Raw genomic sequence first — 22,820 nt, 5'->3', positions numbered from 1 at the left:
GGTGTTCAATGAGTCGCCAGGCATCAGATTGACGATCTGTGTGAGTGGGGGCAGAACTAGAGCCATTTTCTGACGCATTGCCATCCAGCGCAGATCAGCCCTGAACCACCGACACAATACCACCCAGTAGACCGTAACAGTTGTTCCAGGGACGGCGCGTGCCCACCAATCCTGTAGCTCACTACAAGGCACACAATTCCGAAGGCAAACAGGCTGCCAGTCAAGAGGCACCCGATCACCTGCCATTCCCCCGACGTCGGGTCTCTCGTTGGCATTCTCATGACGCTTCAGCTCCGTTGGAAACCTGAAAGAAATCCCAAAGTGAATTCGTCGAGAACGGCGTTGCGCAGTCATGGATCACGGGCATTGACGGAAACTGCTGGCAGGCGATGAAATAGTCCGCGGTGCGTTATCACCATCAGAAGCATCCGGCACTGGCAATGCGGCACTAACCTAGCAGCCCGTTGAGAAACCGGAACAGGCACGCAGGGCCAACGGAAACCGTCGTGTCTTGAGGTTTCCTGCTCGAGCCAGTCCCGTTCTTCAACAGGTTGCTAAGCTAAGCTAACTTCGAGTGAGGAATTCATCCATATTCAGGACGATTCGCATCGTTGCAATCCAGGCGGCAAGTTCAGGTTGTGAAACGCGGTCCGTTGTGTATTGACCGCACAAAGCGACGGCGTCTTTCGGATGACTCATGTAGTGAATCCGAGCGGCCTGTTGTAATTCGAGCAGCTGTTCTTTTTCCATCTCGTAAGCATGCCGACCAGTTGTCAGCACCAATGCTCGATCGATAATCGCTGAACTTTCCGGAGCCGATTCTCCTTCCGTCAGGAGTCGCACAGAGAATGCCTGAGCGGCTTCATGAAATACTTCATTGTGAAGAGCGGCCAGCGCCTGCAGCGGATTATTCGATCGATCTCTCTGCGCGCTGGTGAGACTGCTGTCGGGGCAATCGAATGTGCTGAGATTGGGGTCAATAGCTGTGCGGCGAAAAAACGTATACAGACCACGCCGATACCTGTCCGATCCTTCTGACGCTTTGAATTTGAAGCTGCCGGCATAGGTTTGTTCGGCAATGATCGATGGCAGCGGAGGAAATACGCTTGGGCCACCGATCTCATCGGTCAGCAGCCCGGACACCTGAAGACTCAGGTCTCGCACTATTTCCGCTTCCACGCGAAATCGGTTCTGTCGAGCGAGAAAGTGGTTGTTCGGATCATGGGCGATCAATTCGGGACGCACCACGGACGACTGCCGCCAGGTTTCGGATGAAACGATCAGGCGAATTAATTTCTTGCGGCTCCAGCCACCTTCATGCATGAACCAGGAAGCCAGAAAATCCAGCAACTCCGGATGTGACGGTGCTGAGCCTCTGGAGCCAAACTCCTGCGGTTGATCCGTCAGTGCCTGGCCAAACAGGTGCATCCAAACCTTATTGACTTCAACACGAGCTGTCAGAGGGTTCTCGGTCGAAACCAGCCACTCAGCAAGGTCCAGTCGATTGCGATCCACCGTGTCGTCGAACGCCCCGGGCAGTACGGATGGCACGTTGGGGGCAACATCGCCCTGAGCCTGATCTGGCTGAAGAAAATCGCCTCGCGTGAAAACCCAGGTCTTCCGTTTGTCCGTCTTCCGTTCCGTCAGGTACCGGGTGAAACCCTTGCTGTTGTCGTAAGATCGAAGACTGGACAACTGGCTTTGGACATCATCGCTCAGATTCTTGTCGTCTACCTGTCGACGCAGCAGATCTGCGATCTTTGACCACTTCGCTTTCCGTTCTTCACGAAGTTTGTCCGCATTCGCTGGCACGTCGCCGAGAAAGTCCGCGGCAAAATCTGCGTTATTGAAGAAAGCGTACATTGCATAAAAATCACGCTGTCGAAACGAATCATACGGATGGTCATGGCACTGACAGCACGCCAGAGAAGAACCCAGCCATACCGAACTGACCGTGCCGACTCGATCGATCACTCGCTTGGTACGGTCTTCCTCGGCATCAACACCACCCTCCAGATTGAACTGTGCCTGCAAGTGAAACTGGGTGGCAATCCGATCGTCATCTGTGGCATCAGGCAACAGGTCTCCGGCGATCTGCCGGCGAGTAAATTCGTCAAATGGCATATCGTCGTTGATTGCCCGAATCACCCAGTCACGGAACCGCCACGCATCATTCTTGACAGAATCTTTTTCGTACCCTTCGGAGTCGGCGTAGCGAGCCTCATCAAGCCAATGTCGCGCCCAGCGTTCTCCAAAATGCGGCGATGCCAGCAGTCGGTCCACCTGGCTGATGAATGCGTCCGGAAGTTCGTTTTCCTCAAATGACTTTAATTCTTCGGGCAGGGGATTTAGTCCTGTCAGATCCAGTGAAAGCCGTCGCAAAAGAATTCTCCGACCGGCCTGTTCGGATGGCTGCAGTTTCTGCTGAGCCAGTTTCTTGTGAACGAACCAGTCGACGGGATTGATACCGTCAATCAGGGGCTGACCGATCGATGATGCGTCTCCGTCATCGGATGTCAACTGCGCTGTTGTCTTCGACAGTGGTTGATATGCCCAGTGTTCCGGCCATGTCACCCCTTGCTGTATCCAATGTTCAAGATCCCGGATTTCCTGAGGGCTCAACCGATCGTGTCCCTGCGGCGGCATCTGATCCCCCGGATCACTTGACCTGACGCGTCTCAGAAGTTCGCTGCTTTCTGCGTCGGCGGGGACAACAGCAGGCTGTCCCGAATCAGTCTCAGCAAGCAGCAGACTTCGACTCAGGACGCTGAAGCCACCTTGCTTCTTCACCCCACCATGACAACTCGCGCAGTGTTCTGTCAGTATCGGCCGAATGTCCTCTTCGAAGCGGATTTCACCGTCCGATTGAGCCTGAGCGAAAACATGGTTCGACATCAGAACCAGGGCACAGGTAAAAATACAAAGACAGGATTTGCAGAGGGTCACGGTTTTTGCTCCCGACAGTTTGGGTGTGCCGTGTCCATTCGTGAATTCCCTGAGCCATGAATCTCCGAGCCGTGGAGGCGATTCTGCCGGGACCGATTCGTGAATGTTAACGATGGCCGGGTGGGTATGTTATCAGGTCGCCACCAGTTCCCGAATCGGGTGTGCATCCTCGGGGAGAATACGCACCGGCCGGTCACTGGAATCGCGAATGTATGCGTCGTGATCGATACCCAGGTTGTGATAGATCGTGGCCAGAATGTCTCGATAGTGGATCGGTCGGTTATCGGCATAGGCAGCTGTCTTGTCAGTCGAACCGATAACCATGCCTGTTGGCATTCCTCCACCCGCAACCAAAGCGGACTGAACAGGAGCCCAGTGATCTCGGCCGGCTTTGTCGTTGATTTTGGGCGATCGGCCAAATTCGCCCCAGACCACAACGGTACAGTCTTTATCGAGACCCCTGTCGTAAAGATCCTGAATCAAAGCCGAGATGCCGGTATCAAAGAGAGGCAGGTGCTGTTTCATGTGGCCGAAATTGTTGCCGTGGGTGTCCCAGAAGCCATAGGCCACCGTTACGACACGCACGCCGGCTTCAACCAGGCGTCTTGCGGTCAGAAGCTGGTCGTTCCACATCGGTGCTCCGTCTCCCAGATGCTTGCTGGATCCACGCCCATAACGTTCTCGCACGGCAGGATCTTCGCGTTCGACGTTCATTGCGTCCACAAGTTTACTGGATGTCAGGACCTCACACGCGCGACGATAACTTTCGGTCATGTCATCCAGACTGTGGTTGTCTGTTTGTCGTCGCATCTGGTCGAGCTGGTCAAGTAATCCCAACCGCCGCCCAAAGGCATCGGATTCTACAAACTGCAATTTCATATTTGCCAGGTCTTCACCATCAGCGCGGACCTGATTGAATGCACTTCCCAGATAACCGGCCCCCGTGCTGTTGTAGGGACGATGCTGCATCGTGGGAAACAAGTCGACAAATGGAGGCGTGACGGAATCGGTACCACCCTGAATCTTTGAAACGATCGATCCGAAGTGTGGTGTTCCGTTTCGCTGTACTTCACCCATCGTCCAGCCGGTAACATTTTGAAAGCTGCTGTGTTCGTCGCGCTGCCCGACGATCGACCGCAAAATGGTACACTTATCCGCGATACCGGCGAGCTTCGGCAGCAGCTCACAAAACTGAGTGCCCGGCACAGTTGTGTTGACCGGTCTGAACTCTCCCCGAACTTCTGCCGGAGCTTCCGGCTTCAGATCGAAGGTATCCTGGTGTGCGATTCCGCCGGACAGATAGACCATGATGACGGAACGATGCGAACGGCGGCCGCTGGCCTGTTCAGCCTGCAACAGCGAAGACAAAGTCAGTCCGCCAACAGCCAGTGACCCTGCCTGCAGGAACGATCTTCGGCGAACTCCGTCACAAAAACGAAATGATGGTCCCTGAAATCGCATCATAACAGCGCTATCCAGTGATAAAGGAGCGGTGTACTGTTTAACAGTTTCGCCGCAGTGTTGAATTGTTTGAGGTGGGTCGTTTGGGAGGGATTTGCGGGACGACTTGTGTTTAACCAGAGTCATCTCTGTCTCTGTCATCGGTCCATTGTTGCGTAACTCATGCACTCGAGTCCAGCTTTCCGGAAAGGAACGCTGCGATTTGGTCTTGTCAGGATTTGTTTCGACGAGACATGCTCTCAGAGCCTCTACCACGATGCCCTACGTTCCTTGTGGGTCCCCGGACAGAAAATCGACCGGGTCCATGGCGACATCTGACCGCATTGACTCAACGCCGTCAGCATACCAGGAATCGACGACTTTTGTCTGTTGGATTCGGCGAGTCATCGATGCTCGATTCCACATTCCGTCGGAATCCACACGTGGCGGGATTGGCTCTGTGTTTCGAGGACAGAATCACAGTGAAATGGGCTGCGGCAGATGCCAGGCGTTTCGCCAGAGGGGCCACAGCATCCGGGAATGAAGCCTTGCCGTATCAGGCCGCTGTCCCGGATTCTTCTGGTGACCGCCTTGCCGGCGGTATTCGGTGGCAGAGTTGCGGAGCTTCGACTCGCTCGGTTCTGTCCCAGCCGGAGCCTTCAATCTTCGCGCGATGCGGCGGCGGTCTGGTCTTGGGTGACGGCCGCTACTGAAGCAGGCGGCGGCAGCGTTGTAAAGATTTTCTACCTTGCTGCGGTTGATTTAGCTGTGTCAATTAGTTGTCCGTCCGCTGGTGAGATCTTTTTCTGAACCGCTTCAGACCATAACCGCCAATACCCAGCATGCTCAGCACAAATGCACTGGGTTCCGGCACAGCACTGGCGACGATTGGTTCGCCGAAAGCAATCGCTGTGATCCCTTCGTTGGCCCCTCCTCCAGACTGAAAGCTGATTTTTTGAATTTTTTCGCCAGCTGTACCGGTCAGACCAAAGAAGACACCCGGACCGAAATCGGGAATAATTGGCGTGGAAAATAGGTGGGTGCCGAGACTGCCAATGACCGTCATATTAAAGGACCTGGCTCCGGTGTTGTTTGTAAATCCGATCAGGTTCAGTGCGACGGCTGAAACCTGAGGACCAAAATCGAGGCTCATCGTGGCATCGCTGCCGTTGGTATAGATCCCATTGACCGTGTTTCCCACCGTTCCAACCCCGGCGACATACAACTGATTCCGAAGTGGATCTACACCACCACTCGATGAAATCGTGAGACCGGGGGCAATAACGCCAGGACTAAAAACGGCATTGTTCGTCAGGCTGTCAATGGGTCCGGTGACAAATGCAGCCGATCCGGGATCCACCATCGCTGCCGAGAAGTCATGCGTGATCAGGCCGGGGGCATTCGACTCAAAAACCGATTGCGACGTGTAGGTAACAATTCCAGCGGTCGCATTTGTTGGGGCAAGCGTCAGAAAAGAGATCAAAAAAAGACGATTCAAAAGCAGACGCATGACATTCTCCAGCGATGAACATCCTGCGTTGGTTCACAGGATAGATACTTACAGATTGATGTGGACAGATTGACGGGGATTGTGGTGTTGGCTTGATTACGAGCTGACTAAGAAACGTCGCCCCGGTTAGCAGCCTGTTGAAGAACGGGACTGGCTCGTGCAGGAGACCTTAAAACACCATGGTTTCCAGTCGTCCTGCGTGCCTGTCCTGGTTTTTCAACGGACTAGCCGCGGGTGCAGTCCCTGGCCAACAAGACGGGATGGTCCTGATACTGCGGGGTCGCGATCGGGTTTTCATTTCCGTAAGAGAATCTGAAATGGGGTCCACGACCCCATATTTCCTTACGACGGTTATCTACACGGGATTCCGATTTTCGCTGTCGTTGAGGAAGGTGGGGCGAGTTGATGGCGGACGAACGTCCGTTCGGCGGCTCCATTCGGTCCCGTGCAGTTCAAGGCAGAACGGGGCACTTGAGTCATGCTTTTCGGGAAACTGATGATCATCGGTTGCAGCCAGCCCGACTGCATGTGCGGCAATCCTGATGCTGAATTCGTGCCGGGTTGTTCAGATCTGCGACCCGATCAGGAGCACGTTCGATGGGTAGAGCCACGAAACGGCAGGATTTCATCTGTAACAGAACCGCTGCAAATACGCCCGGACGTTTATCGAAACCAACTTTTCGAAAGTCCACTCGTCCCAAGAGGTGTTGCCATGAGCTTTTTAAGAACAATCTTCTCTCCCGGAAACGTCCTGCGTCTCGCTGCAGCCCTGGCATGTTTGACTGGACACGTTCGCCCTTGCCGGGCCGACAATCAGGTTTACCAGAAGACGCTGACTTCGACGGCATGGGTCCTGGCCAAGAGTAACGGCGAAACCTCCAGTGGCACGGGTGTTCTGGTGGACAGCGAAAAGAAGCTGCTGATTACGAACTATCATGTGGTCGGTGATGCTCGAGCGGCCGTGATCTTCTTTCCGGAGTTAAAGGGCGGTAAGCCCATCGTCGAACGATCGCATTATCTCGAAAACGTAAAAAAACTGGGAATTCGAGGGCGTGTTCTGGGTGTGGATCGGAAACGAGATCTGGCGATGATCGAAATTGATCGGATCCCGGATGGCATCTCTGCGGTGAAACTTGCTGGCGACAGTATTGGGCCAGGCGAGGACGTTCAGTCGATCGGCAACCCCGGCTCAACCGATGCTCTGTGGGTCTTCACCTCGGGTACCGTGCGTTCCGTCTACAAGAAGAACTTCAGTACTGGGGCCGGCGAACACAATTTCAAGGTCGTTGAAACACAATCGCCGATCAACTCCGGCGATAGTGGTGGACCAGTGGTGAACAATGACGGTGAGCTGGTCGCCATCAGTCAGGCGATTTCTCCCAAGGCCCGTCTTGTGAGCTATAACGTTGACGTGACTGAAGTTACGGCATTCCTGGCAGGCCCGTGGAAGCCCGCGCCACTGCCGGCAAACGACGTGCTGTCCAGAGCCGATCTGACGTTCAAGACTCACGAATCGGGTCACCTGGAAGTGACTTTTGAGCAGAAGGACAAATCAAACCAGTCTGTTTTCGTCAGCAAGGAGACGGAGTACTTTGAAAGAGCCGATGTTCGCAGAATCTGGTCACTGGCGACCACACTGAAGGAAGCCCCGGACGCCGCAACCACAATGCTTCTGCTTCAACAAAGTGCCCGCACAAAAATGGGCGGATGGAGCATCGAAAAAGCCACAAATGGCGACTACCTATTGATTTACGTCGTCAAGATCGACGCCACGGCGACGCCCGATGCTTTGAAAAGCACGATGGAATACGTTGCTCAGCTGACTTCGGTATCCAAGAAAGCACTCGCTCCAAAAGAAACAGCTCAGAACGCCTCTCAGACGCTGGATTCATGGCTCAGCAACTGAGTTTCGGGTGAAGTGGCGTCGGGGACTACGCAGCTTCATCCATGCGTTCCGAAACGGCCGCTACAGCCTTCCAGGGCTGTCAGCGGCTGTTTTCGTGTAACGCCGGCCTTCATGCAGCTCGTTCCTCCGGATCTGGTCTTTGCCTGACTTCCCTGGCTCGCTCTTCGGACCCCGGCAATCAGGTTCAAAACGACCAATGGTGGTCAATTCAGCTTTTCGTGAAAAAACGGTGTAACACATTTCCGCAAATTGCGCCCGGAGATTCAGACCCGAAGAAAACATTCAAAAAAATCGAATCTCAAACCTCAGGAGTTCCGCCATGAAACGCTTCACAAAATCAATCATCGTCGCTGCTTCAGTTGCCCTGGTTGCCGCTTCAACAAGTTCAGCAATGGCCGGATGCCACGGTCGTTCCGGTGGCTACTCTGTCGGTCGCTCCTACAGCCATTCTTACTCGCCATCATACGTTTCCAGCTACAACCACTACTCGCATTCGCAGCCGTCGTACCCGTATTCACAGCCTGTTTATTCTCAGCCACAGCCTGTTTACACACCTTCTCAGCAAGTGATTTCCCAATCAACGTTGCCACCTGTCTCAGGCATTCAACAACTACCACAGGTTCAGCCACAGCAGCAACCGCAGCTACTGCCAACTCAACCGCAGCCGCAAACACAGTCGGTTCAGGTCGCACAGGCAGGTTTAGCTCAGCAACAAGCTGTGGCACCGACCCAGCAACAAGTCGTCGCCCCGACTCAGCAGACGGTCGTAAACACTCCACCATCGCAATCGACGGTTGCGTCTGCAGAAATGTCCGCACTGCAGGCTTTGGGAGGATTCGCACCACCGGCTCCTCAAACCACCAATTCACCAACCAGCACTGTGCCCGTGCATGTTGGAGTCTGGACCGCGTCCATTGGAAACAATGCAACCGTGCAGCTGTCTCTGCAGGCCGACGGATCGTTCGAATGGATCGCGACAAACGGGTCTGGTGGAAAGAGCTCCTTCCAGGGATCATTTGCTGTTGAAAATGGAACGCTCAGCCTGATTCGTCAGTCCGATAATCAGAAGCTCGCCGGCTCAATGACTCTCAGCGGAAACGACAGCTTCAGCTTCAAGCTGTCTGCAACAAACGCGGCTGCTCTGGAATTCAAACGCGGCTAAACTGCTTTGAGTCCAAAGAAGCACCTGAAAAAACAAAGGCCGTCGGCAACCAATTGTTGTCGACGGCTTTTTTCGTGCGCTGGCCAGTGATGTGCTCGGCGGATTGGTCAATCGAATAACAATCAAGAGATTTTCATCACTCGTCCTGTCTCTTACGATACGGGTGCCTCTGAACGCATCTGAGATCAAGGGTATTCAAATCCCGGCCGTCCGATCGCAACATACCGATCGGGCAAGAGAGAAATTCTGATGACTGACGCCCGGAGTTTTGAGTCAATTGGGGATCAGATCGATGCCGGATCTTCCGAACTGATTTCGTTACCCGAAGAGCTACTGCCGGAAGAATTGCGGCAACAGCCGGAACGACTGGTTCCTCACTGGATTTATCGCTGCCGGAGAATTCGCAGACCCTGGATCGCAAGCTGGTGCGGGATCAGCATATTTCTGCTCGCGATACTGCTTGGAGCGAATCCTGTTGGGACGCCCTGGCAAAAGATTGCTTTTTGGCCAGCTGCAATCATCGGTTCGATCGGATTCGTTGGGGTGCTGATCTCTCGCAACTCGCTTCGCTATGTCAAACACGGAATTGTTGGGACGGCCGTGATTGAAGACGTCCTGCTTGAACCTGTTCAACACTACAACGGTCAGACGGTGGCCTACCACCATGCCGTTCTGGTTTCGTTGCCGACAACGGATGGCAGGGTGTTTGAGCACGAATTCCGGGGGCTGGGTATCATGGCGGGGCAACAGGAATTTGCAGAACTTCGGATGCGTGTGGGGGATCGTGTTCCCGTCATCTGGCTTCAGGGACAGTTCCGGAAGACAGCACAACTGTATGGTTTTCTTCCCTTCAATGAAGATGTGTCATTGATGCGAAAACCGAAACCCGCAGGTCGGTGGAGAAAGAATCTGCTGACAGGCATTGCCGTTGTCGGAATCTTTGCTGTGTTGTTTCTGAATCTCTATCTGATGATGAACTGTGTTCCTGTTGCGATGAGCGTACCCATTGTTGCCGCTGTTGGGATCATTGGCGGAATCGTTCTGGGTGGATCTGCGCTTGCGTATATCCTGCACGAGCTGAAGTCGGAGCAGCAGCGAATGCACGACCGTAATCTGCTGGCGATCGCCAGCGGACGCGCATTTGAAACAGGAAGTCCACATGTCATGCTGACCAACACCGTCGTCGGCTGGACATACTGGATTGTCTGCGCTGCAGGGTCTTTACTGCTTGGGGGCCTGACAGTGGGGCTTTGGGCATTCGGCCTGAACATGTATTTCGATTCCGGAGCAGCACGGGCCCGAGTCGTTGTGGTCGACGCAGCCCGGGAAGTTGATCAGGGCAGGGAATGGGAGATTTCCTTTCATCCAAAAGACGAACCCAACATTGCGTGCCGGCGATCATTTCCAGTGCGCCGGATGCCTCCTGTGAACCTGAAGCCCGGTGGGGAATTCACGGTTGACTGGCACCCGGGCAGATTCGGCTGGCCCTGGATTGACAACATCCGTTAGCTCACCGGCCCCCCCGGAGAAAAAGAATCCGACACTTCAGCAGGGAATCGATGCCCCATGAAAGTGTCCCTCGCCAGGCTGGCCTGAGAAGAGGCTGTCCGCACGACAGCAGGTCAGCGCTTCATGCGATGCACTTGCACAGATGATGTCTTTGGCGTGGTCTTCGTCGGGCTGTCAGTCGGCCTGGCCAAAATTCAGACCGGGTATTCGTCGGCAGATGTTTTCAGGTCGAGCGAACGCCAGAGATACCACGATGCAATGCTGCGCCAGGGAGCCCATTTTTCCGACACGGAAAGCAGTTCCTCTCTCCGGGGCCGTTCTTCATAACCGTACAAACGCGTGATGGCGTTCTGCAAACCCAGATCGTCAGGAGCAAAGACATCCAGCCGGCCAAGGCTGAACAGCAGAAACATCTGAGCGGTCCACCGCCCGATTCCTTTCACCTGAATGAGTTCGGCAATGGCCTCTTCATCACTGGCTTTGCTGATTCGGTGAAAACGGATTGTCCCGTCCAGGGTGCAGCGGGTCAGATCACGAAGATACGTTCGCTTCTGCGCGGATACTCCGACGCTCTGCAATTGGTCGTCAGTCAGACTGTCAATGGCTTTCGCACTGAAGCGACGCCGTGGAAGTAATGACTGAAGGCGAGTCCTGATGGTACGTGCGGCAGCCGTCGAAATCTGTTGCGAAAGAATCGATCGTACCAGGATTTCGTACCCCCCGGGTTCCGCCTTCAGAGTGAAAGGTCCAACCTGACGCATGACAGATTTCATCACTTCATCGCGACGACTGATTTCCCGCCGGGCTTTCGCGATGATTTTGGGGTCGAACGACATCGTTGCAGGTGCTTTCCACGGCTGGACTCTGAGTTTGCCTGATCCTCAATCGATATTGTTGAATCACAGATGGTGGCCGGGCCATCGGTCACCAGCACCAGCCGCGATCAGCGTTCTCATCGCAGTGTGATCTGAATTTCGGGTTGAATCGCCCCTGATGGAATGCCGTTTCGGATGCGTTGACTGGTGGTCAAACAAGCGAACCAGCCCGGCAAAACCATCGGATGTTAAACAAGCCCGTTAAAAAACGGGACTGGCTCGAGCAGGAGACCTTAAAACACAACAGTTTCCAGTCGTCGCGTGCCTGTCCCGGTTTTTCAACGGACAGCTCAACAGGCCATCACAGGTTGAACAAGCCATCACACGTTGAACAGGAAGTGACAGACATCGCCGTCCTGCATTACGTATGTCTTGCCTTCGACTCGGAGCTTGCCTGCAGAACGAATTTCCTTCTCCGATTTGTATTTCTCCAGATCATCGACGGTATAAACTTCACAGCGAATAAAACCCCGTTCAAAGTCGCTGTGAATAACGCCTGCTGCCTGAGGAGCTGTGGCACCGATTGGAATTGTCCAGGCACGCACTTCTTTCTCGCCGGCTGTGAAATAGCTTTGCAGTCCCAGCGTCTTATAAGCGCCCCGGGCAACAGCACCGAGAGCAGGTTCCGTCAGTCCTACAGATTCAAGCATCTCCTGACGATCAGCTTCGTCAAGCTCTGCCAGTTCGGCTTCCAGCTTGGCACAAACCGGGACAACGCTGGCTCCGGCTTTGTTCGCATAGTCACGAACCTGCTGAACCAGTGGCCCTTCACCTGTCAGATCGCCTTCGTCAACATTTGCGACAAACAGAATGGGTTTTGCTGTCATCAGTCCGAGACTCTTGACAATTCGCCGTTCGTCTTCCGTCCAGTCCATGCTTCGCAGTGGCAATCCCTGATTCACATGACCCTGACATTTCTGCATCACTTCCAGCCGCTGCTTTGCATCTTTGTCACCACTGCGCGCGGTGCGTTCGGCTTTGGGGATGGAGTTCTCCAGCGTCTGCATATCGGCCAGCAGCAACTCAGTTTCGATTACTTCGATATCGGCCAGCGGATTAACTGACCCACCGACATGCGTGACGTCTTCGTCTTCGAAACATCGAACAACCTGCATGATGGCGTCGACTTCTCGAATGTGACTCAGGAACTTATTGCCGAGCCCTTCACCTTCGCTTGCTCCCTTAACGATGCCGGCAATGTCCACCAGCTTCAGGATGGCAGGGATGATTTTCTGGGGAGGAATGTATCTGGTAATGATTTCCAGCCGGCTGTCCGGCACACTCACGATGCCCTCGTTCGGTTCGATGGTGCAGAACGGATAGTTCGCACTTTGTGCGGCAGTCGAACAAGTGAGTGCATTGAAGAGCGTGCTTTTGCCAACATTAGGCAGGCCGACAATTCCGGCTTCCATGTGAGTTTTCCGTAGGGAGATTTGTAGGGCATGGAAACGGTCAGCCAGCCGTGAAACCGGACAGAAGACAGTATCCTGAATGGAGGAGTTGGTGTATAACGGCAAAACCTGAATCTGCCCGCGCCAACTGCGGGCGTAAATTAAAAGTTCGTCTGCCCCAAGACAACGTGCCATCGGGCTGAAGCCCCGCTGGATTCTCAGGAATCAGCAAGATTCCGGCGAGACAGCCCCTGTCGCAGTTGCCATCCACATCAAAGAAGGGTCGTTTTCCATGCGTTCGTTTGCTCGATCGGTCTTTTTCGCGTTGGTGACTGTCTGTGCCGGAGCCAGGCTTTTTGCGCAGGACGCAGCTCCCGAACCGACTTCGCAACACAAATTGCTTGCTAAAGAAGTGGGTGAATGGACCGGTGAAATGAAGATGTACATGGCTCCGGATGCTCCGCCAGTGACAGCGCCCGTTGTGGAAAAGAACACGCTGATGTCCAACGGCCTCTGGCTGATCAGCGAATTCGAATCCGGTCCGTTCCAGGGTCACGGCGTGTTTGGTTACGATCCTGCGAAGAAAAAGTTCGTCGGAACCTGGGTCGATAATCAAACGATGTCCCTGGGACTTATGGAGGGAACTCATGACGAAAAAACCGGAGAACTCATCTATCTGTCCCAGGCTATGAACCCGGCAACCGGCAAAATGGAACCGACCAAAACCGTTGGCAAGTTCATTGATGAAAACTCCAAACACTTCACGATGTACATGAAGTCGTCGAGTGGAGACGGCTGGAATAAGTGGATGGAAATTTCTTACAAGCGCAGCAAATAGTCGGGGATGTTTTGTTCTCTAGCCTGGCCTGGCCTGGCAGCCTGTTGACAAACGGGACTGGCTCGAGCAGGAAACTTTAGAACACGACGGTTTCCAGTCGTGCTGCATGCCTGTCCCGGTTTTTCAACGGACAGCCAGGCCTGTGACTGGCGTCAGCAGGTACAGTCTGTCTGGAAATACGAAGACTTCCGAAGGCGCTATTCAGGCGGATGCAGCAGTCTTCCTGAACGGGCCACCTGACCAATCGCGAAAGAATGTCGATGAATTCACAGCATCAAACTTTGTCGAATTCCCGAGGCGAGCCGTCATTCAATCGTCGGGCCGCTCTGCAGACAGCTGGAGCAGGATTTGGCTGGCTGGCTGCAAAGGGACTGATGGCTGGACATGCCGGTCATCAGCCTCATGCAGTGCCGCGAGCAAAGCGAGTGATTTTTCTTTTCATGAACGGCGCGCCGTCACACGTCGACACCTTTGATCCCAAGCCAGCGCTTCGAAAATTTGAAGGGCAGGAACCGGAAAAAAAGAATGGTCGAAATACACGTGGCGCGGGATACATGTCGTCGCCATTTCGTTTCCGACCTCACGGTGATAGTGGCGTCGTGATGAGCGAACTGCTGCCAAATCTGAGTCGACTGGCGGATGACCTTTGCGTGATTCGCTCCATGCATACCGACGTGCCCAACCACGAGCCGGGGTTGTTGCTGATGCATTCGGGTCACCAGCAGCCGGTTCGTCCCAGCATGGGTTCCTGGGTTTCCTATGGACTGGGGTCTGAAAATGAAAACCTTCCCGCGTTTGTGGCATTGAGTCCCGGCCGCCCGGTTGTGGGACCACAACTGTGGTCGAACGCCTTCCTACCGGGCCAACATCAGGGCGTTGCCGTCGATACGAATGACCTGTCCGTAGAGAAACTGGTGGCCAACATTCGCAATCCGGGTTTGAACCGATCACAACAGCGCGCTCAGCTGGACCTCCTTCAGATGCTGAACAGGCGGCATGCGGAATTGCGACAAAATGAAGGTGCGCTGGAAGCTCAGATTCAGTCCATGGAACTGGCATTTCGAATGCAGTCCACGGCCGAAGAAGCCTTCGATGTGAAGCAGGAATCTCTGCCAACACAGGAAGCCTACGGAAACACGGTTTTCGGCCAAAGCTGTTTGATGGCACGCCGGCTTGTTGAGCGAGGTGTGCGGTATGTTCAGGTTTATTATGTTGACCGAAAGAACAAACAACCCTGGGACACACACAGCAACAACAACGCCGGGCACGAACGACTTTGTGCCGACAGTGATCGGGCCTCAGCTGCATTGATTTCGGATCTTCGGCAACGCGGACTGCTGGAAGACACGCTGGTAGTCTGGGGCGGCGAATTTGGTCGGACACCATACGCACAGCTCGACAAAAACAACGATCTGAAAAAGGCAGGGCGGGATCATCATTGCACTGGCTTTAGTATGTTTCTGGCCGGCGGGGGAATCAGGGGCGGACTGACATGGGGGGCCACCGATGAATTCGGTATGGATGCTGTCGAGAATCGTGTGCATGTCCATGACCTGCATGCGACCATCCTGCACCAGCTTGGCATCGATCACACACAACTGACGTATCGTCATTCTGGTCGCGATTTTCGACTGACCGATGTCCACGGCGAAATCATCCATGGACTATTGTCCTGAGCAAGCAAGCGCGGGCCAGAGCAAGCGCACGCCGGGCGGACAGGCTCAGGGCCTGGTGTGTGTTTCTTCTGTGAAGGTTTTCGGGTTGGTTCTTGCGAATGGCCCGCCGCGCCTACCGGCCCAAAGGCGGTGCACTGACCAACTGCACCAGTGCCTCAGTAACCCTGGCGGCCTGCACGGGATTCATTATCAGGTAGCGTGAATTCTTTTTCTTTTCGGGCTTTGCGGGCACAAACTGACTTGTTGCATCGTCGTGAATGAGGACTTCACCGGGACCTGACAGATCAAAGTAACCACGGTCAGGGTAGACCGCATAAAGAACGCTGGTCAGGTCCCAGGTCGGACGGTCGTGATTCGACCCACTGTGTGCAAGGTATGCTTCTTTGATGATGTGGTTTCTGGTCCAGCCGAAGTCGTTGGCGATGCTTTCTCGCGGATAGGCGGCGGCAATTCCGATCTCAAAACCGCTCCACACAACAGGGATGGCATCCGGCCAGCTGGCGGCCAGCTTTTTCATGGAGGGAATGTCGTTGTAGACGTTGGCTTCGCGGTGACGAGTGTCATTTCCAATGGTCTGAAAAGCACCCGCCATGATCGAAAGCAGCTTCACTTTTCTTTCAATCAACTGGACGCCATTCAGCGTCGAATACTGATCCGGCTCTGATTCGATCAGGCGGGCCATATTCACGGCAATCCCCACGCTGACAATTACCACGGAATGGTCCGGCTGCGCGGCAAGTGTCTTACGCAAAAGTGTGACGGCATCCGGAGCCTCCTGGTTGTCTGTCAGGTCATGCGGGTACATGGGGTGGTCGCCATCCTGCTGCTGGCAGACTTTCAAATACCGACTGTCGCGTATCTGCGCCTGTCGAGTCACGCCGATGGGTATGTTGGGCCGACCGTAAAAAGTATTGACTGCATCCGTGAAAGGCCCGGTCAGTGGATTGACCTTGGAAATCGTCACGGCAAGCAATTCGCAAGCGCCGCGATCCTGGAGCGTGTGCAACATTGCCAAAGCCAGTGCGTCGTCGACATCACCACTGATGTCTGTGTCGAAGATCAGTCGAACTGGACCTGTCAGCTGACGTTGTGTTGCATTCCCCTCCTGGGCTACAAGGCCTGGACAGGTGCTTGTGACCAGCAGCAAAGCCATCATGCGAACGATCATTTCCGGTTGCTTTCGTCAGATGTCTTCGAAGAGTTTGACCAGCGAAGCCGAGCATGAACGGCGGTTCAATCAACGAAGCCGGGGCCGAAAAAAAAGTCGGCCAGGAGAGGCCCTGTGCCGACCATAACTTTAATGTTTCGGAGCCACAGAATTACTTCTGGACCAGAACATTCACACCCTTCTTGTTCGACAACACGATATCCGGTTTGCCATCACCATTCATGTCATGAATCTGAAACTGGGTTCCGACTCCCGTCCCTTCTCCGGCAACGATCCGGTGTGCCTTGAAAACGGGTGCCTGACCTTTGGTTCGAAGGGTTTCGTACCAGTACATCACGACGGGATCATGACCGCCCGGGTCGTTTCCATTGTGAGCAAAAAAGCGTTTACCCGTGACGTAGTCCAGCTGCCCGTCGCCGTTGATGTCCACGCGTTCCACAGCGTGGGTTTGTGAGAAAGACTTGTCGATTTCGTGCAGTTCCCATGTGTCTGTACCTTTGTTTTCTGCCCACCAGACGCCAAACGTGTGAGCTGAACTGAGGAACAAGTCAGCGTCGCCGTCCAGATCGAAATCGTCTGAATAAATGTACGAGGCACTGGGCAGAGGCTTCGGGCCTTCGGGAGTTGCGATGCGAACAGGATGGAATTTCCACAACGCAGTTGATTGAAGATCTCCCGGTGACTCCCACCACCCGTGGCAGATTATGATGTCGCGATGCCCGTCGCCATTCATGTCTCCTGCACCAAGGCCATGGTAGTATTTGAAGGTTCCGTTCTGATGTGGATCCCCTTTTTCACCAATCGGGTGAAAACCAAAGCTTTCGGCGGCCTTTGCTGCGGACGGAATCGCACTGAATCCCATCTGAGCTTCTGGTTGTGAGCCAAAAACGAATTCCGGTTTGCCATCCGCATCCAGGTCTTCGAATTCGGGCGATTCGTTACAGATGCTTGTCCAGATCTGATGTTCCTGCCAGTGGCTCGACTGATCTGCCCCCGGATTCCTGTACCAGTGAAACGGATCCCCGGGGAATCCGACGATGACGACGTCCTGCCATCCATCGTTGTCCATATCAAACGCAAAATTCGCAAAGCTGTTGCTGTACCCAACGCCAGCCACAAATTCACCAGGCATGCGTATTTCGGAACGTTTCCAGGCCGACGGATTCAGGTAGTCACTGCTGTTTGCCCCGGGAGCCTTGTACCAGACGTCTCCGGCAACCACATCGGCTGTGCCATCTTTGTCAATGTCGACAGCGACTACCCCTTCCGAACGAAACCGCTCGTCCAGTTGGATTCGCACCCAGTTGTTATCATCCTGTGCCTGAGTTGCAGCGGTGGCGGCGGCGAAAACCGCCATTGTGAAAGCAGTACGAAGTGAAATCATGGCGTTGCCCTTGCTTGGTCTTTGGTTACTTGTTTTCGATGCGGTAGAGATGTTTGTCGGTTCGCAGGAACAAGGCCTTTCCGGCAACGGCGGGAGATGCCATAAAGCCACCATCCAGTTTGTTGACCGCCAGTTCTTTGACTTCGCGACTGTCTGCCAGAACCGTCGTTGTACCGTCGTGCCCGAAGAAATAGATGCGACCTTCTGCGGCAAGCGGGGACGCGGAATAGTCGCCGGAAAGTCGAGTAAACCAGAACTCTTCTCCATCCAGGGTACTCAGGCAGCGTGCGATGCCCTTGTCGCTGACAAAATACAGTCGATCATCCGCAACGATCAGAGAAGGTTTCTGGGGAATCTGGCGATCGGATGTCCACTTTACGTGTGATTCTGTGACGTCGCCTTTTCCATCAACCTGGACGGCGAGCAGTCGCGATTGCATGTAACTGGTCGCGATAAAAGCCGTGTTGCCCGCAAGGACCGGACGAGGTACGGTTGAAAATCCCAGCTTGCCATAGCCAGCCTTCCAGACTTCTTTGCCGTTGCGAGCGTCGTAGCCATAAACCCAGTTGGCGGCTGGAGAAATCACCATCGGATAGTCTGCCGTTTCCAGAATCAGCGGAGTACCGTAGGCTTTTTGCAGTTCCGGGGTTGGATCCATTTCGCCCGATCGCTCGGTCTTCCAGGCAACTTTGCCGGTTGCACTATCGAAAGCCACGATGAACTGGTTGTCGGTGCCGTCAAAATGAATGATCAGCTTGTCCTGCCACAGAACGGGCGAACTACCGGGTCCGTTCTGGTGATCGATATGGAATTCGTCGTTCTTCCAGACCACTTCGCCACTGGATGCATCGACACAAGCGGTTCCGTATGTTCCAAAATGGAAGAACACGCGATCGTCCTGAATCACCGGCGTCGGTGATGCGTAACTGTTCAGCGAATGTTTTGGCTCCGGTTCGGCCACTTCGAACAGTGGTATCTGTCGAACCACCTGACCCGAATCACGCTCCACCATGATTGCATACAACGAAAGAGCCCCGGCGAGCTTCAAACCTCGCGAGTTCTTCAGGTTCGACAGCCTCTTTTCCTGCTCCTCTGGGCTGATGTCCGCAGTCACCGCAGCAGTCAGCCAGATTTGGTTGCCGGAGATAACAGGCGACGAATGACCTTCGCCCGGCAGTTCTGTTTTCCAGACTACATTTTCGGTTTCGCTCCAGGACAGCGGCAAACCAACAACATCCGAATGCCCCTGCCCATCAGGTCCCCGGAATTGGGGCCATTCGTTTTCGCCCAGTACCAGCCCGAACGGCAAACAAAACAATGAAAACGTGAAAAGGGACAGCAAGACGGCTCGTCTTGGCCGTTGCAGCAAATCACCCACGGCACACCTCAGTGAAGGAAGGAATTCTGAAACTCGCAGACCTGAAAGCATACGGACGCGCGCAACGAATGAAAAGTGGTCAATGCTGTCAGGTCTCCACATCTGCTGATTCCCTGTCGAGAGCATCGAGATATCGAAAAGTCAGCACGGCCTACTTTGAAACACAGTAGACGGCATCACCGGTGCGAATGATGAGCTTGTTCCTGGTCATCGCAGGCGTCGCCATACAGAGTTCCTCGCTCTTCAATTCGTTCGTGTGCAGAACTCGGAATTCTGACCCGGCTTCAATGGCAATCGTGTTGCCAAATTCGTTCAGGCAAAAGATCTTTCCGTCGTAAGCCCATGGCGAAACCGTAAAGGAGCGTCCATTGGGAATGCGCTGCTTTTCGTAGATCAATTCTCCGGTGCGTGCATCGTAAGATGCCATCAGCCCCCGATCATGCAGTACATACAGCTGATCACCGTACACAAGCGTTGATGGGTTGTAGGGAGCTCCCTGTGGCAGGCACCATGCGATAAATTCATTGGACACAGCATCACCATCGAGCGAAATGTCCCCGGAAGCACCCGGTCGAATCGCGAAGATCGGTCGTTTCTGGTCATTCACGTAACCGGAACTGACATACAGCAAGCCGTGGGCCGTATAAGGTGTTGCAATCGTGATGCTGGAACAGCCCCCAAGTTCGTAAAGCAATTGACCGTTCAGGTCATACGAACGGATTTTCCCGGTCCCTGGTGTAATAATCTCTGTTCGAAGCTCGTTCTGCCAGACGAACGGCGTTGCCCAGTTACTCTTTTCATCTCGGTCTACTCGCCAGATTTGTTTTCCGGTTTGGCAGTCAACCGCCGACAGATACGAGGCCTCTTCACTGTCACTCACGAAGTACAAACGTCCGTTGTGAAGAACCGGTGATGCGGCCGTACCCCAGTCGAATCGAGTCCTGCAGGGCGGCAGATCCTGTTGCCAAATCAGTTCGCCCTCCGGGGTCAGGCAATACAGGCCGACGTCGCCAAACAGAACGAAAAGTCGTTCACCGTCGCTGACCGCCGTTTCAGAGGCGTAGCTGTTCTTGATATGTCGCGGTCTCTGAGGTTTCCCCTGATGCAGGTTCCTCTCCCAGATCTGATCACCGGTGTTCAGATCGAGACAGATTGCTTTCCATGCATGTGGCACATCATCCGGCTTCTCACGATTTCCACCAAAATACAAGCCTGGTCTGGCATCTTCCGGTTTGCCGGTATCTCGTGTCACGGTGGTTAAGAATACACGATCGCCAACGATGATGGGTGACGACCAGCCTCTTCCCGCGACCGGGGTCTTCCATTGGACGTTTTCTTCTTCGCTCCATCGATCCGGCAGCTCGGTGGACGACGAAACACCGCGAGCACCCGGCCCGCGAAACTGCGCCCAGTCATCTGCCCGCACACCTGTCGTCAGACAAATCGTGAGTACAGGCAGAAGCCATTTGCTGAATCGATTGATGATCGGATGGTACATCTGAAAATTCCTGAAAGAAAAGGCATGTCTAATCCCTCGTCGACATCATCAACTCCGGATCAGGCTGCTGTGACATTTCGTAAGTGCAAATTCTGGTGTTGCGGGCTGTTCTGCGGGAGTGGCCGCCTGAGTTTGCTGGAAGAAGGATTGAATGAGTCGACCCCGGGCGAAATGACCCGTCACTGCATGCTCTTCCAGACGTGTGGCAATTTTGTCTGGATCAGTTTTAGTCCACTTGCGGGTAATTTGTCAGCCACCATGGGAACAACCACGGTGTCTTCAACATCCAGCCGACTGGCTGTGCGACCATACTTGTAGGCTGTGGTCAGTCCCCCGTCGGCCGCGATTTGTGCCTGGGGGCATTGAGGATTTGCGACAGAAATGTAGAAACGATTCTGCGGCCGATTCTTCTCGTCTCCGGATGGTACGCGTGCCTGCAGACGCCGACTGGCCAGTTCACGATATAACTCCCGCGCAGTCAGTTCTGCAGGATCGATAATTGCAATCTGCTCAGCGACCAGTTCGCGGTACGGAAACTTCCCGTTGATTTCTTCCTGACGCAACTCTGCGAACGCAGAAATCAGTTGATCCTTCACCAGCGGAAAGTGTGTGCATCCTAAAACGACCGAATCAATGGGAGGCGATGCCTCTGAACCAGCGAACCCATCCAGAAGACTTCGAATATCCCGACGAATGTAATCCTCAACGGATGACGAACCTGAGAAGGCTGCGTCTCCTTCAATCGCGCCAGCAAGCTCGACAAAACCTTTCTGGACGATTCTGGGCGTACGTTGCCCAGCCAGACCAAGAGCACGCTCAATCGACCGAGGGTAGGCATTACTGCTGCATGTGCCAACGGTTGCGAGGACTGCCACACTGTTTTCGGAACCGGATTTCCTGCGATGCTCAAGCACTCCCCTTGCACCAGCCTCCACGACACCAACAACAACAACGGGAACCCCCCACGATTGAATCGCGTGACGCACGTCATCCAGACCGTAGGCCGTTGCTGTGTTGCAGGCAATAACAATTGCTTTCACCGGAGGCTTATCGCTGGCGGGGCGTTTTGCCTCGACTGACGGCCAGTAACGTCGTCCCAGCAGAAATGTCGCATCCTTCAGGATCAATTCTCTGAGGAATGGGACCTTTCCGGCAGGCGCATAATTGCCGTACGGCATGTTGGCCTGATCACCGAGGTAGAAAAATCGTTCGTTCTGAAAATCCGGCAATCCATCCGAACCAGGCGCCCGGCTGACATTGTTATGAACATCCAGCGAAAGAATGGCCTCCAGAACCGTGAGTCCACCAATTCCGGAATCGAATACTCCAATCGGTAGTTCACTCAAATCGCCCGAGTAGTCTGAGCGATCGAATGTCCAGGGGCGATCACTGCCGGCGTCATGCACGGCATTTGCGATGATGGCTTCCACTGCCGCCTCGTCCTGTTTGTCGGTCATACCAGCTCCCGGCAGAAGGATGCCCGAGTGACATTGCCAAAGGATGGCGAGCAGCACAGCAGAATTCATAATCGTGGCCTTTGTTCAATTCTTCGACATCTGAACGCAGACAAAAGGATTATCGTACCGGCATCCTGCCCAGCGAACGACGGATCAGGCCAATCTGGCCTGCATGCAGCATTTCGTGGTGCGAGCAAAATAACAGCCCGCCAAATTTATTGGGGAAGGCCGTGTAAGGCATATCGATTGGCTCATCCAGTTGCTCTTCTGTGAATCCGGGCAATTCAGTCATGGCCTGTTCGTATACCCGATCAAAGACACTGCGAATTTCAGAAATCGGTGGATTGCCTGACGGATCAAAATCCGGCGTGGTTCCTTTGGTGAACTTCTTTCGAAACGACGACGACATCAGGTCCAGATCAACTTCAGCCCGGCCACGCATCCGAAACAGACACAGTCCATACATTGCCATCGCCAGGTGGCCCATTTGCCAGGCAAGATGAGACACGCCACCATCCTCGGGCCGCCGGAACCAGTCGGATTCCTCAATTCCTTCGAACAGCGAAAGTGTGTATTCCCGGGCAAACCGGATCTGATGAATCGCCAGCTCCAATCGAGCGATCTCTGCCATTTTATTTTCCTGTGGTGGGTGTTCGATTCTCGTTGCGGATTGACATCGAAC

General features: G+C 54.2%; 17 protein-coding genes. 5 read left to right on the top strand and 12 right to left on the bottom strand.

What is annotated here, in order from left to right; genetic code table 11:
- Positions 1-564 precede the first annotated feature (564 nt).
- The 4 genes from R3C20_10625 to R3C20_10610 all read right to left on the bottom strand — a co-directional run bounded on the left by R3C20_10625 (position 565) and on the right by R3C20_10610 (position 5,896).
- Positions 565-2,895, bottom strand: a complete 2,331-nt coding sequence (locus R3C20_10625; protein ID MEZ6040952.1) for a PSD1 and planctomycete cytochrome C domain-containing protein — start codon at positions 2,893-2,895, stop codon at positions 565-567.
- Positions 2,896-3,078: 183 nt separating this feature from the next.
- Positions 3,079-4,533: a DUF1501 domain-containing protein gene (locus R3C20_10620; protein ID MEZ6040951.1), complete on the bottom strand. Its 1,455-nt coding sequence runs from the start codon at positions 4,531-4,533 to the stop codon at positions 3,079-3,081.
- A 135-nt stretch (positions 4,534-4,668) separates the two neighbouring features.
- A complete protein-coding gene (locus R3C20_10615) occupies positions 4,669-4,794 on the bottom strand; it encodes a hypothetical protein (GenBank protein MEZ6040950.1) in 126 nt (41 codons plus the stop codon).
- Between the two features lie 367 nt (positions 4,795-5,161).
- Positions 5,162-5,896, bottom strand: a complete 735-nt coding sequence (locus tag R3C20_10610) for a PEP-CTERM sorting domain-containing protein (protein ID MEZ6040949.1) — start codon at positions 5,894-5,896, stop codon at positions 5,162-5,164.
- A 712-nt stretch (positions 5,897-6,608) separates the two neighbouring features.
- On the opposite strand from R3C20_10610, the gene R3C20_10605 reads away from it, so the two are divergent.
- The 3 genes from R3C20_10605 to R3C20_10595 all read left to right on the top strand — a co-directional run bounded on the left by R3C20_10605 (position 6,609) and on the right by R3C20_10595 (position 10,473).
- Entirely contained in the window at positions 6,609-7,802 is a 1,194-nt protein-coding gene (locus tag R3C20_10605; GenBank protein MEZ6040948.1) for a serine protease, read from the top strand.
- Between the two features lie 319 nt (positions 7,803-8,121).
- Positions 8,122-8,964 (top strand): hypothetical protein, encoded by an 843-nt coding sequence (locus R3C20_10600; protein MEZ6040947.1) that lies wholly within the window; start codon positions 8,122-8,124, stop codon positions 8,962-8,964.
- A gap of 249 nt (positions 8,965-9,213) precedes the next feature.
- Entirely contained in the window at positions 9,214-10,473 is a 1,260-nt protein-coding gene (locus tag R3C20_10595; GenBank protein MEZ6040946.1) for a hypothetical protein, read from the top strand.
- Between the two features lie 194 nt (positions 10,474-10,667).
- Here R3C20_10595 and R3C20_10590 read toward each other — a convergent pair whose 3' ends face one another.
- Together R3C20_10590 and ychF are read right to left on the bottom strand one after the other, a co-directional pair.
- Complete coding sequence (locus R3C20_10590) at positions 10,668-11,309, bottom strand: DNA-3-methyladenine glycosylase (protein MEZ6040945.1); 642 nt, start codon at positions 11,307-11,309, stop codon at positions 10,668-10,670.
- Positions 11,310-11,668: 359 nt separating this feature from the next.
- Positions 11,669-12,760: a redox-regulated ATPase YchF gene (gene ychF / locus R3C20_10585; protein MEZ6040944.1), complete on the bottom strand. Its 1,092-nt coding sequence runs from the start codon at positions 12,758-12,760 to the stop codon at positions 11,669-11,671.
- A gap of 271 nt (positions 12,761-13,031) precedes the next feature.
- Between ychF and R3C20_10580 the strand changes: the two genes are divergently transcribed.
- Complete coding sequence (locus R3C20_10580; protein MEZ6040943.1) at positions 13,032-13,577, top strand: DUF1579 domain-containing protein; 546 nt, start codon at positions 13,032-13,034, stop codon at positions 13,575-13,577.
- A 260-nt stretch (positions 13,578-13,837) separates the two neighbouring features.
- On the top strand, positions 13,838-15,253 hold the full coding sequence (locus tag R3C20_10575; protein MEZ6040942.1) for a DUF1501 domain-containing protein: 1,416 nt from the start codon (positions 13,838-13,840) through the stop codon (positions 15,251-15,253).
- A gap of 112 nt (positions 15,254-15,365) precedes the next feature.
- On the opposite strand, the gene R3C20_10570 is transcribed toward R3C20_10575, so the two are convergent.
- From R3C20_10570 to R3C20_10545, 6 genes are all read right to left on the bottom strand, one after another.
- Entirely contained in the window at positions 15,366-16,421 is a 1,056-nt protein-coding gene (locus tag R3C20_10570; GenBank protein MEZ6040941.1) for a nucleoside hydrolase, read from the bottom strand.
- Positions 16,422-16,572: 151 nt separating this feature from the next.
- Positions 16,573-17,805: a VCBS repeat-containing protein gene (locus R3C20_10565; GenBank protein MEZ6040940.1), complete on the bottom strand. Its 1,233-nt coding sequence runs from the start codon at positions 17,803-17,805 to the stop codon at positions 16,573-16,575.
- Positions 17,806-17,830: 25 nt separating this feature from the next.
- Positions 17,831-19,285 (bottom strand): PQQ-binding-like beta-propeller repeat protein, encoded by a 1,455-nt coding sequence (locus R3C20_10560; protein MEZ6040939.1) that lies wholly within the window; start codon positions 19,283-19,285, stop codon positions 17,831-17,833.
- 49 nt (positions 19,286-19,334) lie between these two features.
- A complete protein-coding gene (locus R3C20_10555) occupies positions 19,335-20,681 on the bottom strand; it encodes a PQQ-binding-like beta-propeller repeat protein (protein MEZ6040938.1) in 1,347 nt (448 codons plus the stop codon).
- 179 nt (positions 20,682-20,860) lie between these two features.
- Positions 20,861-22,207 (bottom strand): aspartate/glutamate racemase family protein, encoded by a 1,347-nt coding sequence (locus R3C20_10550; protein ID MEZ6040937.1) that lies wholly within the window; start codon positions 22,205-22,207, stop codon positions 20,861-20,863.
- Positions 22,208-22,256: 49 nt separating this feature from the next.
- Positions 22,257-22,769 carry a DinB family protein gene (locus R3C20_10545; protein MEZ6040936.1) on the bottom strand — a complete coding sequence of 171 codons (513 nt, stop codon included), beginning with the start codon at positions 22,767-22,769 and terminating at the stop codon, positions 22,257-22,259.
- Between the last annotated feature and the right edge of the window lie 51 nt (positions 22,770-22,820).

Source organism: Planctomycetaceae bacterium (genome assembly GCA_041398825.1).
Lineage (GTDB): Bacteria > Planctomycetota > Planctomycetia > Planctomycetales > Planctomycetaceae > F1-80-MAGs062.
The sequence above is the reverse complement of the archived record's forward strand: the minus strand, read 5'-3'. Positions and strand labels throughout refer to the sequence as shown.

Excerpts from the sequence above, each read along its gene's own strand:
- R3C20_10625 (MEZ6040952.1), bottom strand. The coding sequence starts at position 2,895 with ATGTCGAACCATGTTTTCGCTCAGGCTCAATCGGACGGTGAAATCCGC.
- R3C20_10615 (MEZ6040950.1), bottom strand. The coding sequence starts at position 4,794 with ATGACTCGCCGAATCCAACAGACAAAAGTCGTCGATTCCTGGTATGCT.
- R3C20_10620 (MEZ6040951.1), bottom strand. The coding sequence starts at position 4,533 with ATGACTCTGGTTAAACACAAGTCGTCCCGCAAATCCCTCCCAAACGAC.
- R3C20_10575 (MEZ6040942.1), top strand. The coding sequence starts at position 13,838 with ATGAATTCACAGCATCAAACTTTGTCGAATTCCCGAGGCGAGCCGTCA.
- R3C20_10600 (MEZ6040947.1), top strand. The coding sequence starts at position 8,122 with ATGAAACGCTTCACAAAATCAATCATCGTCGCTGCTTCAGTTGCCCTG.
- R3C20_10570 (MEZ6040941.1), bottom strand. The coding sequence starts at position 16,421 with ATGATCGTTCGCATGATGGCTTTGCTGCTGGTCACAAGCACCTGTCCA.
- R3C20_10555 (MEZ6040938.1), bottom strand. The coding sequence starts at position 20,681 with ATGTACCATCCGATCATCAATCGATTCAGCAAATGGCTTCTGCCTGTA.
- R3C20_10580 (MEZ6040943.1), top strand. The coding sequence starts at position 13,032 with ATGCGTTCGTTTGCTCGATCGGTCTTTTTCGCGTTGGTGACTGTCTGT.
- R3C20_10550 (MEZ6040937.1), bottom strand. The coding sequence starts at position 22,207 with ATGAATTCTGCTGTGCTGCTCGCCATCCTTTGGCAATGTCACTCGGGC.
- R3C20_10560 (MEZ6040939.1), bottom strand. The coding sequence starts at position 19,285 with ATGTGGAGACCTGACAGCATTGACCACTTTTCATTCGTTGCGCGCGTC.
- R3C20_10605 (MEZ6040948.1), top strand. The coding sequence starts at position 6,609 with ATGAGCTTTTTAAGAACAATCTTCTCTCCCGGAAACGTCCTGCGTCTC.
- R3C20_10595 (MEZ6040946.1), top strand. The coding sequence starts at position 9,214 with ATGACTGACGCCCGGAGTTTTGAGTCAATTGGGGATCAGATCGATGCC.
- R3C20_10610 (MEZ6040949.1), bottom strand. The coding sequence starts at position 5,896 with ATGCGTCTGCTTTTGAATCGTCTTTTTTTGATCTCTTTTCTGACGCTT.
- R3C20_10565 (MEZ6040940.1), bottom strand. The coding sequence starts at position 17,805 with ATGATTTCACTTCGTACTGCTTTCACAATGGCGGTTTTCGCCGCCGCC.
- ychF (MEZ6040944.1), bottom strand. The coding sequence starts at position 12,760 with ATGGAAGCCGGAATTGTCGGCCTGCCTAATGTTGGCAAAAGCACGCTC.
- R3C20_10590 (MEZ6040945.1), bottom strand. The coding sequence starts at position 11,309 with ATGTCGTTCGACCCCAAAATCATCGCGAAAGCCCGGCGGGAAATCAGT.
- R3C20_10545 (MEZ6040936.1), bottom strand. The coding sequence starts at position 22,769 with ATGGCAGAGATCGCTCGATTGGAGCTGGCGATTCATCAGATCCGGTTT.